This window comes from Variovorax sp. UC74_104, from assembly GCF_044055375.1.
GTDB lineage: Bacteria > Pseudomonadota > Gammaproteobacteria > Burkholderiales > Burkholderiaceae_C > Variovorax.
The window spans coordinates 1272290-1289566 of sequence record NZ_CP171978.1 but is presented as its reverse complement, the minus strand read 5'-3'; the positions used below and the strand labels follow the sequence as shown (position 1 = coordinate 1289566).

The window sequence follows — 17277 nt, the reverse complement described above, 5'->3', positions numbered from 1 at the left end:
CCGCGGCGCTCTACCAACCGAAGGCATCGGCAAGATCGTCGGCCCGGCACGCCGCCCGCAGCGCAGTGCGAAGCGCCTCCACGTCGCCGGGTGCGACCTCGCGCGCGCCCGGCAGCGCGCCCAGGCCGCATGCCGTCGAGGCCACCACCGGCACGCCGGCCGCCACGGCGCGCAGCAGCGCGCGCGGCGAGTGCTCGACATGCGCCGGCAGCACGACGACGTGGGCGCCGGCCAGCCAGTCGCCCTGCCAGTTCATGTGTTCCACGTGGCCGATGCCCTGCCAGAGCCGCGCATCGTCCGAGGGCGAGCCCAGCACGCGCAGGCGGCACGGCCAGTCCTGCAGCGCCGCGGCCAGCTCGCGCGCGCCCTTGCGCGCCAGCGCGCTCGCTGCGAAGACGATGAGCGGGTGATCGGCATCCGTACGAACGACGGCCCCGGCCCGAGGCAGCGCCCATTCGAGCTTCCGCAGCATCGCCTGCGGAGCCAGGGCCGCCAGCCGCCGTGCGACTTCGGCATGCGGCGTGACGATGGCCGACGCGCGCGCCATTGCCAGCGACTCCGCACGCACCAGCGACGGATCGGCGCGGAAGTCGCGCAAGGTGGCGTCATCGGGCCAGCGCCGCGAGGCCTCGTCCAACCGCTGCTCGATGTCGGCCATCGGCAGCGCGCCTGCCAGCACGACGACGCTGCGGCCGTCGAGCGCGCCGAGGCGCTGCAAGTGCGGCAGCAGCGACTGTTCGACCACCAGCTGCGTGTGCTCCGGCTTCAGCCGCGCCGCGAAAGCCTGCGCGAGCCAGCGCTGGCCGTCGATCAGGCTGGCCTGGCGCCGTCCCGCGCGCCGGGCCCACAGCCGCTGCCACAGCGCGCGGCGCAGGCTTGCGGTCCACGGTGCCCACGGTGCCCACGGTGTCTGCGGGGCCACGGCCGCCGGCTCGCGGTGCCAGCCCGTCGCGGGCCGGCGCCAGAAGGCGAGCCGCATCGGCACCGGCTGCATGCGCTGCGCGCTCGGATGTTCCTCGCGCAGGTAGCGCGCGAACTCCGGCGTCCACGTGTCGAGCAGCGCGACGGTGAGGCCCTGCGGGCCGACATCGACCTGCGGGCGATGGCGGAAGCAGGCCGTCTGGTCGCAGCTGAGGCAGCCGCGCGCCACCGGCAGAGGGGCGCTCGCGTCTTCGTTCGTGCGGCGCATCGTGACGGGCGCGAAAGGCACGGCCGATGCTCCGCGGCCGCGGATGCGCAGCACCAGCTCCGAGCCGGTCAGCTCCACTTCGAGCCGCCACGCGTGCCTGGCGCGCACCTTCAGATCGACGTAGTTCCAGAACACCGTCGCGTCGACGGCATCCGAGCCCGGCTCGCCGGCCTGCTCGATGCGCGCCGTGTGCCCGTGCCGCTCCACCAGCTCGAAGCCCGCACGCGACGCCACCGTGGCGAGCGCGTTCGACAGCTGGCACAGCCCGCCGGCCAGCGTCGGCACCACGCAGCCGCCGCGCAACTCGCGGCCCTGCACGAAGCCGCGCCACGCGGCGGGCCTGCCCAGCTGCCGCCAGAAGCTCAGCACCTCGCCGGCCGGTACCTCGACGGCATCGAAGGCGCGGCGCGCGACGCGCAGGTTCTGCACCTTGCCGGCCACGAGCGGGAATTCGTCGGCGCGGCCGTCGGTCCACAACGGAGTGCGGTAGTGGGCGAGCACCGGCGCATCGGCCAGTGCGTGGCTGCCTTCGGTCCACCGGCGAGCCGAGGGCCGCAGCGTCTCGCGCAGCGCGTGGGCGGTGGCCAGGAGCCGCGAGCGCAGCCAGAAGTCGATCGCGTCGATGCGGCGCGGCGGCTGCCAGGCCTGCACGCTCACGCGGAGGGGCCTCGCTTGCGCCATTGGCCGAGGTCGGCTTCGATGCGCTCCTCGATGTTGCCGCTCCACTGCACGCCGAAGCCGGCCGCGCGCAGCAAGTCGACGATGCGGCGGCCCACGGCCATGGTGTTGGCCTCGCGCTGGTCGATCTCGGGAATCATCCCGCCGCTGAAGGCCAAGTGCAGGCGGCCGGTGCGCACCGCCCGTTCGAGGTCCTGTGCGTGATAGAAGCAGCAGCCCCGGATGCCCGACTCCGCCCGGCCGGCGGCGCGCCACTGCTCGCGCACGTCGTCGTGGCCGTCGGCGAGGGTGTTGCCCGCGCGATGCAGCGCGATGATCTTCTCGCTGCGCAGCTGCGCGAACACGGCCTCGAGCCGGTCGTATTCGGTCTGCGCCGGCCACGCGGCCTCGGCGGCGCGCTTGGCGGCGCATGCGCTCGCCGCCTCGGCCTTGACCCAGGCACGGTCTTCGCTGGTGATTTCGTCGGGGTCGAGGTACTCGTCGGTGATCATCCACTCGACATCGGCATCGGGATAAAAGCCGCTCCACACCAGGTCGTGGATGCGTCCGCGCGTGTCTTCGGGGTCGAGAGTGAGTGCCATGCGTGTTGGGCTGCCGCCTCGGCGGCAACGGGTCATGCTTTCTTTTTTCCTGGCGGAAGCGTGCCGGTATTTTCACCCGGGCGCACCACGATGACGCGGTAATGCGAAAGCATGATGTCCGACGGCCACCCCTTCCGTATCGCACCATCATGAAGGATGCGCCATGGCAAGGCAATGCGCCTTATGGCGAAGCCGGCTCCGCCATAAGGCCGGGTTAGCCCCGGGGCCGCTGGCTATGCTCGGCGGCTCTCCATGCCGCAGCAACACCGCCTCCCAGACCCCGCCCCCGCATCGGCCGACGAGCGCCTTCCCACCTCGTGGACCTCCGCCATGCCGCCGGCCACGGAGCGCATGCAAAGGACGGCCGCCGACCGGATCGCCTGGCTGGTCGCGCTGGCGGTGCTGGTGTTCATGGCCGTCTTCGGCTTCCAGGCGATGCGCTGGTCGCTGGCCGGCGGATGGCAATGGCTCTGGATGCTGGTGGGATTGCCGTTCTTCGGAGTCTTCTCGGTGCTGTCGGTGCTGGCCGTCGTCATGAGGCTGCGCGAACGCCGCCGGGTGCGGGTGGCGCTGGAGAACATCTCGCTGGAGCGCGGCGAAGGCTTTCGCGTGGGCGAGCCGCTGGAACTGCGCTTGCGCGCGACGGTGCCGGCCGCACAGGAGGACGAGCGCACGGTGGCGCCGGAACGCATTTCGGTGCACCTGATGCGGCACCGCACAGCCGACGCGGCCGGCGAATGCTGCTGCGAAGCCATCGCCTCGCGCGAGGAGACACGCGACGGCCGGCTGCTCTATGCCTGCGAGTTGCGCGCGGAGGCCGGGCTCGATGCCTCGCGGTGGTCCGTCGAGCTGCGCGAGGCGTCGGACGACGGCGGCGCGCCCATCCTCACCGCGCAGCTGCGGCTGCTACCCGCACGCTGATCCGGAAGACGGACGCAAAAAGGCCGGGCCATGCATACGCATGGCCCGGCCTTCGAGTCTTCAACTCTGCAGTGGATTACAGCGGCAGTGCGTCGCCGTGAGCGGCAGCGCGGGCTGCGGCACGAACCGCTGCGCGATCCACCGAGCTGGCCACGATCGGGGCCACGCCCGACGAAGCGCCTTCGGCGTACGGGTCACCGCTGCGGGCGGCAGCCACGGCTTCGGCACGAACGGCAGCACGGTTGGCCGTCGAGGCGATCACTTGTGCCGGGCCGGCGTTGGCACCGGTGGCGTAGGGGTTGGCGCTGTGGGCGGCAACCACGGCTTGGCCGGAAACATCGGCGCGGCTGGCGGCCGAGGTCAGCTGGTGCACGCCTTCATAGCTTTCGGCGTGGGCGGCGCCGGCAGCGGCCAGCAGAGCGAGGGAAACAGCGGAGAGGAGCTTCGAGGCGGTCATTTGGATGTGTCCTTCAATTGGTTCGGTTCTGGTTCTTGGTCTGGATCAGCTGAAGGGCTGGTCCATGGGAAGAATTGTGCGCCCGTTGTCTAAGTAAAAACCCTTAGACAATGGAACCACGGTGTTCACACCCTGGAAACAATCGACCGCCAGGAAGGCGGATCGGCGCCTGTCGTAGAGTCCCCGCATGAGCGAGCCAGCCCCCGCCCTTTCACCCCATCCGTCCTTCTGGGGAAGCCCCGACACCGTGTTCGACCGGCTGGCGGGCGAATGGAAGCTGCAGCGCAACATCGAAGGCCAGGCGACCATGAGCGGCGTCGCCAGGTTCACGCCGCTGGAAGCCAAGGGAATGCTCAGCTACCGCGAGGAAGGCCGCATCCGCCTGGCCGACGGCAAGGAGTTCGAAGGGCACCGCGAATACGTCTTCGAACGCGCGCCCGGCGGCTTCGCAGTGCACTTCGCCGAGACGCCGCCGCGCCTTTTCCACGCGATCGCCATCGTGCGCGACGGCGAGGCGCTCGCCGGCTCGGCCACGCACCTGTGCACGCCCGACACCTACGACAGCAGCTACCGCTTCCTGCCCGACGGCTCCTTCACCATCCGCCACGTGGTGCACGGCCCGCGCAAGGACTACCTTTCGGAAACTGTCTTCAGCCGGCGAGGCTGAGGAAAGCCGCTCAGTCGCGGTCGAGGCGCCACGCCGGCATGCCGCGCATCACGGTCTGCACCAGCACCGCGCAGATGCCGCACTTGATGAGGTCGCCCGGAATGAACACCAGCATGGCCAGCGCGGCCTGCGACAGCGACATGTGGGCGATCCACGAGAGCCCGACGATGCCGAAGGCGTAGACCACGACGATCCCGCCGACCAGCGCCGAGAGGAAAGCCGCTACCAGCAGCGCAAGCCCCGTCGCCCCGCCGATGCGGCGCACCGCCAGGCGCATCAGCAGGCCGCAGGCGAAGGCGCCGAACATCCAGCCGAACAGGAAGCCGCCGGCCGGCGCCACGAACACGCTCAGCCCGCCGCGGCCGCCGGGCAGCAGCGGCAGGCCCAGCGCCACCGCGAGCAGGAACAGCGCGATGGCCAGGAAGCCCCGGCGCGGCCCCAGCAGGCAGCCCGCGAGCATCACTCCCAGCGACTGCAGCGTGATCGGCACGCCGAAGGGCAGGTCGATCTTCGGGATCAGGCCGAACACCGCCATCAGCGCCGCGAAGAGCGCGATGTACGCCAGCGAGCGGGAGGAAGCGAGGGAGCCTGAAGTGGTGGTCATGGCGATGGCAATCGAAAAGAAGAGAAGACGGGAAGAATCAGCGCCCGAGCCGCGCGGCCAGCGCATCGGCAACGCGCTCCGCTGTCTGCAGCGTGCGGATGGTCAGCGGCGCCAGCAGCCGCAGGCCGCCGCCGTGGCCGGAGCGGGCGCGGTAGGCGTCGTCGAGGCGCTGCCACTGCACGTAGAAATTTTCGGCGAAGCGCAGCATCAGGCCAAGGCCCAGCGCGATCCGCTCGGTGGGCACGCCCACGCGCTGCAGCGGGTGCAGCACCGCTTCGAGCACCGCAAGCAAGTCCTCGAAGCGCGTAGTGAGCGTGAGCATCAGCGCGAGCGTGGCCGCGCTGGCCAGGCGCAGCGCGCTCGCCACGCCGAGCAGCGTGGTGCCCATCGCCCAGTGGAAGCCGACGATCAGCCCGCCCGCGATGGCCACGCCGAGCAGCATGCGCACGCGGCGCCATGCGGGCGGCCCGAGCGACGCGAAGATCAGCAGCACCGCCGCGCAGGCGAAGGCGAGGTACGCAGGCCGCTCGACCAGCACCAGCAGCGTGCCGCACACCGACAGCACCGCGAGCTTGATCCATGCCGCAATCGCATGCAGCCACGTCGGCTGTTCCGAGTAGAGGCTACGCATGGCGCCCCCGCTCGGCCGCCGCGCGCTCGCGCACGTCCTCGGCATAGGCCTCGCAGATCTCGCGGCCCGGCCCGTCGGCGCGCACCCTGCCCTGTTCGAGCCACAGCACGCGCTCGAAGTCGTAGACATGCTCGAGCAGGTGCGTGGACACGAGGATCTGATGGTCGCTCTCTTCCAGCTGCGCGGCCAGCCGTGCCTGGCTCAGAAGATCGAGGCTGGCGAAGGGCTCGTCGAGCAGCAGCGTGGCCGGCTCGCTGATCTGCAGGGCCAGCAGGCACACCTGCTGGCGCTGGCCCTGGCTCAGTTCGCTCACCGCGCGCGCGGCCCAGGCTTCGAGCCCGCGCCGCGCGAGGAAGTCGCGCGCTTGCTGCCTGGCCGCCTGCCGCGTCTCGCCGCGCGCGGTGAGGCTGAAGGCCAGCTCCTCGGCCACGGTCGGGAAGATGATCTGGTCGTCGGGGTTCTGGAACATCAGCCCGACGTGCTTCGCGAGCTGGCCGCGATCGGCCTGCGTGTCGCAGCCATGCACCACCACGCGCCCCTGCTGCGGCTGGTCGAGCCCGCTGAGGAGGCGGAACAGGCTGCTCTTGCCCGCGCCGTTGTCGCCGACGAGGCCGATGCGCATCTCCTGCAGGTCGAGCGTCAGCCCCTCGAACACGCGGTGGCTGCCGCGCACCAGCGTCACCGCATCGAGGCGGATGCTGTGCGAGGAGACGGTTTCTGACGGACTGGGCTGCGGCAAGGGGCGCCCACTGTACCCGAACCCGCCTCGCGGGCTCGGGGTTCAGGCGAGGCTCAGGCAGTGGCGGGAAAGAGCGCGTTGAGCTCGCCCACCGACAGCATCCCCTCGCCCATCGTGCCGAAGCGGCCTTGCCCGAAGGCTTCGCCCGCGATGCGGCTCACCAGCCCCAGCGCGGACTGCAGCGGCCCGCAGCCCAGGCTGATGCGCCGCGCCCCGGCCCGCGCGAAGGCATCGGCCGATGGCGCCCCTGCATAGCCCGCGTACACGTTGATCGGCAGCCGCAGCTCGCCGGCCAGCCGCGCGATCTCGTCGGGGTCGGACATGCCCGGCACGAAGATGCCGTCCGCGCCCGCCGCCGCATAGAGCTTCGCGCGGCGCAGCGCCTCCTCGAAGCGCGCCACGGGGTCTTCCCATGGCACGAAGTAGACGTCGGTGCGCGCGTTGATGAAGAAGCGCGCATCCAGCCCGCGGATGGCCGCGATGCGCTCGCGCAGCGCCTCGGGCGATGCCAGCTCGCGCGTACCGGGCCGGGTGCCGTCCTCGATGTTGATGCCGGCCGCGCCCATGCCGATCAGTTCGGCAGCGACCTCGCGCACCGCCTGCGCGCTGTCGCCGAAGCCGCTTTCGATGTCCACGCTCACCGGCACGCTCGCCACGCGGCAGATGCGCGCGCAGGCCGCGAGCAGTTCATCGACCGGCATGCGCTCGCCGTCGGCGTAGCCCAGCGACCAGGCCATGCCCGCGCTGGTGGTGCCGATGGCGCCGGCCCCGGCACGCTCCACGATGCGGGCGCTGGCGGCGTCCCAGGCGTTGACGAGCACCAGCGGCTCGGGGCCGGCGTGCAGTCGATGGAATGTCTCTGTCTTTTGCTGCGCGTCGCTGGCTCGCATGGTCATCCGTTCGGCAAGTTGTGGAATGACCGCAGCTTAGAAGCGGCCCGCCGCCCCGGCTTGGAAAAAACTGCTATTTCATTTCACGCCGTAGCCGCGCGCCGCCCGCAGCGCGATCAGGCTCACCACCACGCCGAAGCCCACGTAGAACGCCGGCGCGATCTTGCTGCCGGTGGCCGTGATGAGCCAGGCGCTGATGAAGGGCGCGAAGCCGCCGAAGATCGCCACGCCGAAGCTGTAGCTCACCGACAGCCCCGTGCCGCGCGTGGCAGCCGGGAACAGCTCCGACATCGCCGCCGAGATCGGCCCCCAGTAGGCCGAAGCCACCACGCCCATCGCGGTGAGCGCCAGCATCAGCGCCGGCACCGACGGATGGTTCACCAGCAGGTAGAACAGCGGCACGATCATCACCAGCATGACCAGCGCCGCGGCGCGCATCACCGGGATGCGGCCCACGCGGTCCGACATGCTGCCGAACAGCGGCACCAGCACGAACTGCAGCACGCCGAACCAGAAGGTGCCGGCGAAGGCCATCGACGGCGGCAGGCCCAGTTGCCGCACCGCGAAGGTGGGCATGAAAAGCCCCGTGTAGGCCACGATGGTCGCGAGGATGATGAGCCCCATCGCCGCGAGCGTGCGGCCGCGCTGGTCGACCAGCGTGGCACGCACGGGCGCGGCTTCCTGCGCGGCGCGCTTGAACTCCAGGCCTTCGTCGAGATGGCGGCGGATGTACAGCCCCGCCGGCCCGATCAGCAGGCCGAAGAAGAACGGAATGCGCCAGCCCCACGACAGCAGCTGCTCGGGCGTCAGCAGCGCGTTGAGCCCCATGCCGAAACCGGCCGCCAGGAAGGTGGTGACGCCCTGGCTCGCGAACTGCCAGCTCGAGAAGAAGCCGCGCCGGCGCGGGTCCTGCTCGGCCAGCAGCGCGGTGGCGCTGCCGAACTCGCCGCCCGCGGCGAAGCCCTGCACCAGCCGCGCAAGGATCACCAGCGCCGGCGCCCACAGCCCGATCTGCGCGAAGGTCGGCGCCACCGCGATCAGCAGCGTGCCGCACAGCATTAGCGCCATCGAGAGCGTCAGCGCGTTCTTGCGCCCCCTGGCGTCGGCGTACGCGCCCAGCACCAGCGAGCCGATGGGGCGCATCACGAAGGTCACGCCGAAGGTGCCCAGCGTGATGAGCAGCGAGACGGTGTCGTTCTCGGCCGGGAAGAAGAGCTTGGAGATGGTGACGGCCAGAAAGCCGTAGATCACGATCTCGAACCACTCCAGCGCATTGCCGATGGAGATGGCGGTGATGACCCGCAGCGTGCTCTGACGGGAGGCCGGCCCCGTAGGTTCTGAGAGGTCGGCGGTGCGTGGGGCGAGTGTGCTCATGGTGCTGCGTGCTCCAGGGATGGTTGAACTGCAAGGTCCGCGCCCGTCGCGGGCCGGACGCCGAAGTGGTGCAGCACGTTGCGCAGCAGCCCTTCGAATGAGGGGTCGGCGCCAAGCACCCAGCTCGCGCCGACGGCCCCTGCGTTGAAGACGCGGCCGCCTTGCGGGCGCTCCCAATAGATCATCTCGGCCGAGAGACCGCCCAGCGAATCGGTCGGCTGCGAGTAGTAGTCGAGGTAGGCGTCGAGGCGCCCCGGCCTCTGCCGGCGCCCCTCGGCGATGACCTGGATTCCGCGCTGCGGCTCGGGCAGGCTCTCTCCGGCGGGCAGCGTGCGCGTCATGCGGCGCAGCGTCGCGACGCTCAGGTCCCACTCGTGGCCGATGGCCCTCGGCAGGCCGCCGCCCGGCGCGTGGCCGAACGTGGAGCCTTCCTCGAGCCCCAGCGGATGCGGCTGCGTGAACAGGAAGTGCCCCGGCTGCGTCGCGTGGTACACGCCGAAGTCGTCGCCGTCGGCGAAGGCCCAGCCCACGGATTCGAGCCCGATGAGCTCCGCGCACGAGCGCCCGGCCTGCCTGAACTGGCCGCCGCGCGCCCAGTCCTGCGAGTGGTACTGCTCGCCGTAGGGGCCGGCGGGCGGGCGCAGTTCCACCGACTCCGCGCCGTCCTCGTCGCCGGGGCCGCGCACCTTGCGCTGCTCCATCACCGTGCACTCCTCGTCGTAGCTCACGCGCAGGTACATGGTGTTGCCCGACAGCACGATGGCCGTGCCGCCGTTCGAGAGGTAGTCGTCGAGCCCGTCGCAGGCCGGCTGCGACCAGTATTCGCTGTGGCCGTTGATGAAGACCGTCTTGTAGGCCTTCAGCAGGCCCGGGTCGCGGTGCAGGTCGAGATCGCTCACCACGTCGTAGTCGTAGCCGCAGCGGTCGAGCCACACGTGCAGGCGGCGCTCCAGCCGGGTCCACTGGCTGAAGCCGGCATCGGCCGGGTCGTAAAGCGCGTTGGGGCTGGCGTTGGGCCAGGGCATGCGCAGCCCGACCTGGTAGGTCGGCTGGCCGCCACGGTGGTAGGTGTAGCTGCAGAAGGCCGGCGCCTCGGGGTGGCTGTTCTCCAGGCCGGCGGACCGGCGCGGCCACACCGGGTCGCTCGCGACGTTCTTCGCGAAGGGCGTGGCCGCGTAGGCCAGCCAGCTGTTGGTGGCGCACAGCACCAGCACCGGCGCGGGAGCGCGGTTCGCTGCGCGGCGCACGATGAAGGCGATGTCGTATTCGGCGGGCCGGCCGTCGAGCAGGAAGCTCACGCGCCCCACGTACACGCCGGACTTCGCGTCCGCCGGAATGCGCCACGCATGGCTCTCAGGCCAGCGGCAGTCGTAGAGGTCGTCGCTCGCCAGGCGCAGGCCGTGGCCGCGCGTGGGGTCGGCGAGCGGGTCGTAGCCGTCGTCCGAAAACTCGTTCACGCGCGCCGGCTCGAAGGCGGGGCCGACGATCATCCAGGTGCCGTGGTTGACGATGCGGCCCGTGCGCTGGTGGCCGCTGGCATCGGCCACCACGTCGCCGCGCTCCTCGCGCAATGGCCAGCAGGCGAGCACCGAGCGGCCGCGCGGCGTGTGCAGGCCGCGGTCGGCGAAACGCGCGCGCACCTCGTCCGGCCGCAGCGCCTGCGAATAGATCGCGGGCATGACGATGTCGCCTTCGAGGAATGCGTCCGCCAGGCCATCGATGCCGCTGCTGCCAAGGCGCAGCGGCGCGCGGCCCGGCTGCAGCGGGCCGTCGAAGCGGCCGCGCGCGACGGCCTCGCCGTCGAGCCACAGCACCGTCTCGCTGCCGTCCCACGTCGCGATGACGTGATGCCAGCGCCTGGGCTGCAGCGTGCCACCCGAGAGCTGCCCGCCGGCACGGAACGCGCCGCCATCGCCAAGATAGAACACGGCGCGTCCGTCCTCATCGATGAAGAGCCCGTAGCCGCAGGCGCCCGGCAGGTCGAACTGCCCGATCACGCTCTGGCGCGTACCCAGGCTCCACACCTGCACCCAGCATTCGAGCGTGAGCGCGCGCAGCGGCTGGTCGAGGCCGCGCTCGACACGCACATAGGAACCGGGGTGGATCGGGTGCACGCGCGGCGCGGAGGGCTCGAAGGCGTGCAGCACCGTGTCGGCAGTGCGGCCCTCGGTGTCGGGGCCGAGCCGGCACACCGAGAGCGTGTAGGGCACGTCGCTGCTGATGTGGAAGCGCACGACCTCGCCGGCGGCCACGCTCTTGCGGTCGGTGTAGCCGTGCACGCCGGGCACCTGCAGGCTGCGGTGGGGCGGAAGAATCTTTTGCTGCTGCATCATCGTGCCGCGGTGGCCAGCCCCTTGGCCGCGATCTCGTCGGCCAGGCCGCGCAGCGAGCGTTCGAGCAGGTCCGCCAGTTCGTCGATCTCGGCGGGCGTGATGGTCAGCGGCGGCGTGATCATCTGGAAGTCGCCGAAGGCGCCGAGGTTGGCGCGCCGGTTGTACAGCGCGATGCCGTGCTTCAGGCCGTGCTCGGTGAGCCGCGCCGGCGCGTTGAAGCTTGCCGGCAGCTGCCGCTTCGTCGCCTTGTCGGCCACGATCTCGACGGCGGTGAAGAGCCCCTTGCCGCGCACGTCGCCCACGATGGGCGAGCGCGCCGCCACCTCGCGCAGGCGCGCCATCAGCAGTTCGCCCATGTCGCGTGCGCGGCTCACGAGATCTTGCTCGATCACCTCGCCGAGCACCGCGTTCGCCACCGCGCACGACAGCGGGTTGGTGAAGTAGGTGTGGCCGTGCACGAAGCCGCCGCTGCCCGCGACCGCATCGACGATGCGGTCGGGCACCAGCAGTGCGCCCAGCGGCGTGTAGCCCGCCGCCAGCCCCTTGGCCAGCGTGACGAGGTCGGGCCGTGCGCCGGCCCAGTGGTGCGCCGCGAGGAAGGCGCCAGTGCGGCCCGCGCCGCTCATGATCTCGTCGTAGATCAGCAGCACGCCGTGGCGGTCGCAGATGGAGCGCACGCGCTCGAAGTAGGCGGCGGGCGCCACCGCCGCGCCGGTCGAGAGCCCGCCGATCGGCTCCATGATGAAGGCCAGCACCGTGTCGGCGCCCTCGCGCACGATGGTGGCCTCCAGCTCGTCGGCGCAGGCCATCGCATGGCTCTCGGCGGTGTGGCCCGCGGGAACGCGGTAGGACAGCGGCGCGCTGACCTTCGGCATCTCGCGCACCATCGGCCCGTAGATCGATTGGGTGTGCGCATCGCCCGTCACCGCCAGCGCGCCGAGCGTGGAGCCGTGGTAGCTCGGGTTGCGCGAGATGACCTTGGCGCGCCTCGGCTGGCCCGTGACCACCGCATACTGCCGCGCCAGCTTGATCGCCGACTCGTTGGCCTCAGAGCCGCCCGAGACGAAGAAGGCGCGGTCGAAGCCTTCGCCGGCGAGTGCGCAGACGCGGTCGGCCAGCTCGATGCTCTGCTCGCTCTCGAAGAAGCGCGGATAGGCGAAGGTGACGCGCGCAGCCTGCTCCTGCATGGCGGCCAGCACGCGCGGATTGCCGTGGCCGATGTTGGCGACCACCGCGCCGGCCGTGGCGTCGAGAAAGCGGCGCCCGCCCTCGTCCCACAGGTAGACGCCCTCGCCGCGCGCGATGCGCGGCGGCCGCGGCGTACCCCTGGCGGCGTAGAAGCCGAGCACGGAACCGCCCTTGGCCGTGTCTCCCACGGTGCGGGGGGTGTTGTCTTCGATCGAGGCGCTCATCGGTGGGTAATCCATTCGTTCGCAGGTCTTGAAGGCCTCAGACGATAGGCATGGCCAGCCCTCGCGGGTAGACGTATGGTCCGATGAAGTGCTATACGTCTGGCGCATGAAGAACACCCACGACCGGCTCGACCTGCTCCAGACCTTCATCCGCATCGGCGAGAGCGGATCGCTCAGCAAGGCGGCGCGGCTGCTCGACACCACGCAGCCCACGGTGAGCCGCCGCCTGCTGGAGCTGGAGCGCCTGCTGGGCTGCAAGCTGGCGATCCGCAACACGGCCAACTTCTCGCTCACCGACGAAGGCCGCTCGCTGCTGGCCGAGGCGCACGACCTGACCGACCGCTGGTCGGGCCTGTCGCAGCGGCTGCGCGGCGGCCAGAGCCGGCCCGAGGGCACGCTGCGCGTGATCGGCCCCTCGGGCTACGGCACGGGCTTCCTCACCGACGCGGTGACCGACCTGCGCGCCGCGCATCCGCAGTTGCGGGTGGAGCTCACGCTGACCGACCGCGTGGTCGACCTCGCGGCCTCGGGTGCCGAGTGCTGGGTGTGCGTGGGCGAGGTGCGCGACCCCGGCCTCGTCTGCCGCACCGTGGGCCGCATGGAGCGGGTGCTGATCGCCACGCCCGAACTGCTCAAGCGCACCGGCCCCGTCACGCTCGCCCGGCTATCCCAGGTGCCGTGCGTGGGGCTGATCCCGTACGTGACGGGCAACGTGCGGCTCATCAATCGCGCGGGCCGCTCGCGCATCGTGCCGCTGGACACGCCCATCCGCACCGACAGCCTGCTCGCGAGCTACCGCGCGATCCTCAACAGCGCGGGCATCGGGGCGGCGGCGCCGTGGATGTGCCATGACGACATGCAGGCCGGCCGCCTCAAGCGCGTGCTGCCCAACTGGTGGCTGGAGCCCATCGGCGTGCACGTCGCGCTGCCGCCGGGGCTGTACCGGCCGGCGCGGGTCACGGCCTTCGTGGAAGCGCTGCGGCGGCGCATGCACGCGCTGCCGGGGTTCAGGCCGGCGGGGTGAGCCCCGGCTACGTCAGCGCGACGACCGGATAGCGTCGCCACCCCGCTTCCGCATGGCGTCGGCCGTGCGCGAAGATGAAGCCCAGCACCGCCCGCGGGTCGCCCCAGCTTGTCGGGGTTGTCCGCCTTCCACTGCTCGAACAGGCGCCTCAGCCCGGGCTCGTCTTCCAGCATGCGCAGCGCGGTGTCCTCGAAGACGTAGGCCGAGAAGTTCTCCTTCTTCTCCAGCACGCTGTTGAAGAAGCCCCAGCGGAAGAAGCTGTCGTGCGCGAGCGGTTCCAGCGTCTCGACCGCGTAGCGGGCCTGCGGCTGGTCCAGCGAGACGAGAACGTCCCCCGCGCGCGCCTGGAAGGGCTCGGTGCCTTCCGACAGCACCACCTCGTCGTGGAACATGTGGCCTTCGTAGGCGTTGGGGCGGGAGGTCACGTCGCGGATACGGTAGACGCGCACCGCGTCGAAGAGCCGGTCTTCGTCGAGCCGCTGCAGTTCGACGCCGTTCCACGCCAGCCGCTCGATCGCTTCGCGCCATGCCTGCGGCACGAGGTAGGCCTTCGGCGCGGCGGCCGTCGCTTCCTCGACGCAGCGGTCGAAATGGACGATGTCCTTCTCCCACGGCTGGCTGCGGTCGTAGGCCAGGCGCTCGTAGCTGCCCAGCAGGCTGGGCGTGCGGACCGCGCTGTAGCCCTTGAAGCGCAGGCTGGCGGGCCGGCTGCGGTCGTTGCGCCAGGTCAGCGGCCAGCGCGCCTGCCGTGCGGCTTTCGCCTTCGCCTCGCGGCGCAGTTCCTGGATGCGCGCCGCATTCGCGATGCTGAAGTCGAGCACCGTCTCCACCAGCGCCCGCATCGAGGCCACGCGGTCGGCGAAGGGCTTGAGCATGTGGGTCTCGGGCATGAAGCCGATGGTGTGGTGAAGCGCGGCGTAGCCGGTGGAAAAGCGCGGCGTGTCGAGGAAGTCCTCGATGCCGTCGTCGGGCGTCTCGGCCAGCAGGTTCATGTACGGGCAGGTGGGCCAGCCGCGCCGCTCCATGCCGGCGTAGACCGCGGGCAGCATGTTCTCGCGCAGGAAGGCGCCGAGCCCGCCGCCGAGCTTGTCGGGCTGGGTCGGGATCAGCGTCATGGTGTAGCTGTAGTCCGCGCCGTTGGAGGTGTGGGTGTCGACCATCACGTCCGGGTCCCAGGCGGTGAAGAAGCGGTTGAACACCTGCGCGGCGAGGCTGTCGCACTTGATGAAGTCGCGGTTGAGGTCCAGGTGCCGGCCGTTGCCGCGGAAGCCGAAGGACTCCGGTCCGAGCTGGTTCACGCGCGAGGTGTTCTGCCGGTGGATGCAGCCGTCCACGTTGTAGACCGGGATGAAGAGGAACACCGTGCGGCCGAGCGCTGCCAGCCTGTCGGGCTGCGTGCAGAAATCGCGTACCAGCGCCATGCAGGTGTCGATGCCCTCGGGCTCGCCGGGGTGGATGCCGTTGTTGTTGAAGAACACCGGGCGGCCCTGCTGCTTGAGTGTCTCGCGGTCGAACACGCCATCTGAAGTGACCACGCCGGCATGAAGGGGAACGCCGGTGTCGGAGGTGCCGATCTCGCCCCAGCGCAGCACGCCGGGGAAGTCGCTGGCCAGCCGCTCGTAGAAGGCGATGCATTCGGCCCAGGTGGCGGTCTGGTTGCCGTTGCCTGCTTCGAACGGCGTGACGTACGAGGTGTCTTGTGGAGCGGTCATGGGAAGAAGGCTACAGTAGTCGCCCCTCCCGGTCATCGAGCCCTTCTTTCTTCAAAAGAGCCAGACAAGGCCGCAAGCAATACATATTCATTCAAGGAAACGACATGGGCGCCCAGTGGAAAGCCAAGCACAAGGACATCGCCGCCAACGCCAAGGGCCGGCTGTTCGGCAAGCTCGTCAAGGAAATCGTGGTGGCCGCGCGCAACGGCGCCGACCCCGCCTCCAACTCGCGCCTGCGGCTGGCGGTGGAACAGGCCCGCAAGGCCTCGATGCCCAAGGACACGCTCGACCGCGCCATCAAGAAGGGCGCGGGCCTGACGGGTGAATCGGTCAACTACGAGCACGTGATCTACGAAGGCTTCGCGCCGCACCGCGTGGCGGTGATGGTCGAATGTCTCACCGACAACGTGAACCGCACAGCGCCCGAGATGCGCGTGCTGTTCCGCAAGGGCCAGCTCGGCACCTCGGGCTCGGTGTCATGGGACTTCGACCACGTCGGCATGATCGAGGCCGAACCCGCCGGGCCCGACGCCGATGCCGAAGTGGCCGCCATCGAAGCCGGCGCGCAGGACTTCGAGCCGGCCGGCGAGGACCATCCCGCCGTTTTCCTCACCGACCCCACCGACCTCGACCTCGTGAGCCGCGCACTGCCCGCACAGGGCTTCACGGTGCTGTCGGCCAAGCTGGGCTACAAACCAAAGAACCCGATCGATCCGGCGAGCCTGAGCGCCGAGGCGCTGGAGGAAGTCGAAACCTTCCTCGCCGCCATCGACGCGAACGACGACGTGCAGAACGTGTACGTGGGGCTGGCAGGTTGAGCATGCTTTCCGGCAGGTGCCTGTGCGGCGCCGTTCACTACGAGGTGGCGGACGAGTTCGCCTACTCGCTGAACTGCCACTGCTCGGACTGTCGGCGCGCGACCGGCTCGGCCTTCAAGCCCTTCGCGGGTATCGAGCGCGGCAAGTTCGCCATCACGCAGGGAGCGGACGGGCTGACGATCTACGGCAAGCCCGATGCGGGCGACCTGCACTGCGCGAAGTGCGGCTCGCTGCTGTGCTCGGTGGTGCGCGAGGGGCAGTACGTGCACGTCACGCTGGGCACGCTGGTCGATGCGCCCTCCATCCGCCCGAGCGCGCACATCTTCGTGGGCTCGAAGGCGCCGTGGTTCACGATCACGGACGACCTGCCGCAGCACCAGGGCCACGCCGGCGGGGGCTGAGCGCACCGCGCAAGAAGATGCCGGCCGCGCCGGCACAACCGCATCCTGTGCCACCAGGCGCCTTCAGTTCGGAACGTGCATCCGGGCAGCGCACCTATGCTCGATGAAGCCATTCCCACTTCATCCTCCTGGAGCGCTTCCACCATGTCCCTGCAAGATTTCAAGGTCCTCACCTTCGACGTCGTCGGCACGCTGATCGACTTCGAGGGCGGCATGCTCGCCTACCTGCGCAGCGTGGCGCCCGATGCCGAGGTGAGCGACGACGACTTCCTCGCCGCCTACCGGCGCGCGCGCGCGCGACGGCAACGCCGGCTGGTATCCGGACGACCTCGAGCGCTGCTGGCATGCCGTGGCTCCCGCGCTGGGCCTGCCCGACACGGATGCCATCGCACGCGGGCTGCGCGATTCGGTCTCGCAATGGCCGGCCTTCCCCGACTCGGTGGAGGCGCTCGAGCGCCTGGGCAAGCGCTTCAAGCTGGTGACCATGACCAACGCCCAGGCCTGGGCGCTCGCGCATTTCGACAAGACCCTGGGCTCGCCCTTCGACATGCTGCTGAGCTGCGACGACGCGCTGTGCGAGAAGCCCGACGCGCGCTACTTCGCCTATGCACGCGGCCGCTTCGAGGGCGCCTGGGGCTTCAGGCAGGCCGACAACCTGCACGTGGCGCAGAGCCAGTACCACGACATCGGCATCTCGAAGCAATTGGGCATCACCACCTGCTGGATCGAGCGGCGCCACGCGCAGAAGGGCTCGGGCGGCACCATCGAGTCGAAGCACACCGTGCCCGACTACCACTTCCGCACGCTCGCCGAGCTGGCGGATGCCGTCGAGGCGGGACGCTGATG

General features: G+C 70.5%; 15 protein-coding genes and 2 pseudogenes. 6 read left to right on the top strand and 11 right to left on the bottom strand.

Annotation, left to right across the window (positions count from 1 at the left end; all coding sequences use genetic code 11):
• Positions 1-10: 10 nt before the first annotated feature.
• Positions 11-1846, bottom strand: a complete 1836-nt coding sequence (locus ACHMXA_RS06145; protein WP_395319347.1) for a VanW family protein — start codon at positions 1844-1846, stop codon at positions 11-13.
• On the bottom strand, positions 1843-2448 hold the full coding sequence (locus ACHMXA_RS06140; protein WP_176665918.1) for a DUF6891 domain-containing protein: 606 nt from the start codon (positions 2446-2448) through the stop codon (positions 1843-1845). The genes ACHMXA_RS06145 and ACHMXA_RS06140 overlap by 4 nt, the downstream gene beginning before the upstream one ends.
• Positions 2449-2700: 252 nt before the next feature.
• On the opposite strand from ACHMXA_RS06140, the gene ACHMXA_RS06135 reads away from it, so the two are divergent.
• The gene (locus tag ACHMXA_RS06135; protein WP_395319345.1) at positions 2701-3369 is read left to right on the top strand and encodes a hypothetical protein; all 669 of its coding nucleotides are present in this window, start codon (positions 2701-2703) and stop codon (positions 3367-3369) included.
• A 76-nt stretch (positions 3370-3445) separates the two neighbouring features.
• Here ACHMXA_RS06135 and ACHMXA_RS06130 read toward each other — a convergent pair whose 3' ends face one another.
• Positions 3446-3826 carry a helicase SNF2 gene (locus ACHMXA_RS06130; RefSeq protein ID WP_395319343.1) on the bottom strand — a complete coding sequence of 127 codons (381 nt, stop codon included), beginning with the start codon at positions 3824-3826 and terminating at the stop codon, positions 3446-3448.
• A 187-nt stretch (positions 3827-4013) separates the two neighbouring features.
• Here ACHMXA_RS06130 and ACHMXA_RS06125 point away from each other — a divergent pair, with 187 nt between their 5' ends.
• A complete protein-coding gene (locus ACHMXA_RS06125) occupies positions 4014-4493 on the top strand; it encodes a DUF6314 family protein (RefSeq protein ID WP_395319341.1) in 480 nt (159 codons plus the stop codon).
• 10 nt (positions 4494-4503) lie between these two features.
• On the opposite strand, the gene ACHMXA_RS06120 is transcribed toward ACHMXA_RS06125, so the two are convergent.
• The 7 genes from ACHMXA_RS06120 to ACHMXA_RS06090 form a co-directional block, all read right to left on the bottom strand.
• Positions 4504-5097 (bottom strand): biotin transporter BioY, encoded by a 594-nt coding sequence (locus ACHMXA_RS06120; protein WP_395319339.1) that lies wholly within the window; start codon positions 5095-5097, stop codon positions 4504-4506.
• 37 nt (positions 5098-5134) lie between these two features.
• Positions 5135-5728, bottom strand: a complete 594-nt coding sequence (locus ACHMXA_RS06115; protein ID WP_395319337.1) for an energy-coupling factor transporter transmembrane component T family protein — start codon at positions 5726-5728, stop codon at positions 5135-5137.
• Positions 5721-6467 (bottom strand): energy-coupling factor ABC transporter ATP-binding protein, encoded by a 747-nt coding sequence (locus ACHMXA_RS06110; RefSeq protein ID WP_395319335.1) that lies wholly within the window; start codon positions 6465-6467, stop codon positions 5721-5723. The genes ACHMXA_RS06115 and ACHMXA_RS06110 overlap by 8 nt, the downstream gene beginning before the upstream one ends.
• Before the next feature lie 53 nt (positions 6468-6520).
• Positions 6521-7363: an isocitrate lyase/phosphoenolpyruvate mutase family protein gene (locus ACHMXA_RS06105; RefSeq protein WP_395319333.1), complete on the bottom strand. Its 843-nt coding sequence runs from the start codon at positions 7361-7363 to the stop codon at positions 6521-6523.
• Positions 7364-7435: 72 nt separating this feature from the next.
• Positions 7436-8731: an MFS transporter gene (locus ACHMXA_RS06100; protein WP_395319331.1), complete on the bottom strand. Its 1296-nt coding sequence runs from the start codon at positions 8729-8731 to the stop codon at positions 7436-7438.
• Positions 8728-11064 carry a N,N-dimethylformamidase beta subunit family domain-containing protein gene (locus ACHMXA_RS06095; RefSeq protein ID WP_395319329.1) on the bottom strand — a complete coding sequence of 779 codons (2337 nt, stop codon included), beginning with the start codon at positions 11062-11064 and terminating at the stop codon, positions 8728-8730. Before ACHMXA_RS06095 ends, ACHMXA_RS06100 begins: the two co-directional genes overlap by 4 nt.
• Entirely contained in the window at positions 11061-12476 is a 1416-nt protein-coding gene (locus ACHMXA_RS06090) for an aspartate aminotransferase family protein (RefSeq protein ID WP_395319327.1), read from the bottom strand. Before ACHMXA_RS06090 ends, ACHMXA_RS06095 begins: the two co-directional genes overlap by 4 nt.
• Before the next feature lie 106 nt (positions 12477-12582).
• On the opposite strand from ACHMXA_RS06090, the gene ACHMXA_RS06085 reads away from it, so the two are divergent.
• On the top strand, positions 12583-13500 hold the full coding sequence (locus ACHMXA_RS06085; protein ID WP_395319325.1) for a LysR substrate-binding domain-containing protein: 918 nt from the start codon (positions 12583-12585) through the stop codon (positions 13498-13500).
• 7 nt (positions 13501-13507) lie between these two features.
• On the opposite strand, the pseudogene ACHMXA_RS06080 reads toward ACHMXA_RS06085, so the two are convergent.
• A pseudogene (locus ACHMXA_RS06080) lies at positions 13508-15212 on the bottom strand (M14 family zinc carboxypeptidase).
• A 104-nt stretch (positions 15213-15316) separates the two neighbouring features.
• Here ACHMXA_RS06080 and ACHMXA_RS06075 point away from each other — a divergent pair.
• The 3 genes and pseudogenes from ACHMXA_RS06075 (at position 15317) to ACHMXA_RS06065 (ending at position 17275) form a co-directional block, all read left to right on the top strand.
• A complete protein-coding gene (locus tag ACHMXA_RS06075; protein ID WP_395319323.1) occupies positions 15317-16030 on the top strand; it encodes a YebC/PmpR family DNA-binding transcriptional regulator in 714 nt (237 codons plus the stop codon).
• 2 nt (positions 16031-16032) lie between these two features.
• Positions 16033-16431 carry a GFA family protein gene (locus ACHMXA_RS06070; RefSeq protein ID WP_395319321.1) on the top strand — a complete coding sequence of 133 codons (399 nt, stop codon included), beginning with the start codon at positions 16033-16035 and terminating at the stop codon, positions 16429-16431.
• A gap of 144 nt (positions 16432-16575) precedes the next feature.
• Positions 16576-17275: pseudogene (locus ACHMXA_RS06065) on the top strand (HAD-IA family hydrolase).
• The last annotated feature ends 2 nt before the right edge of the window (positions 17276-17277 follow it).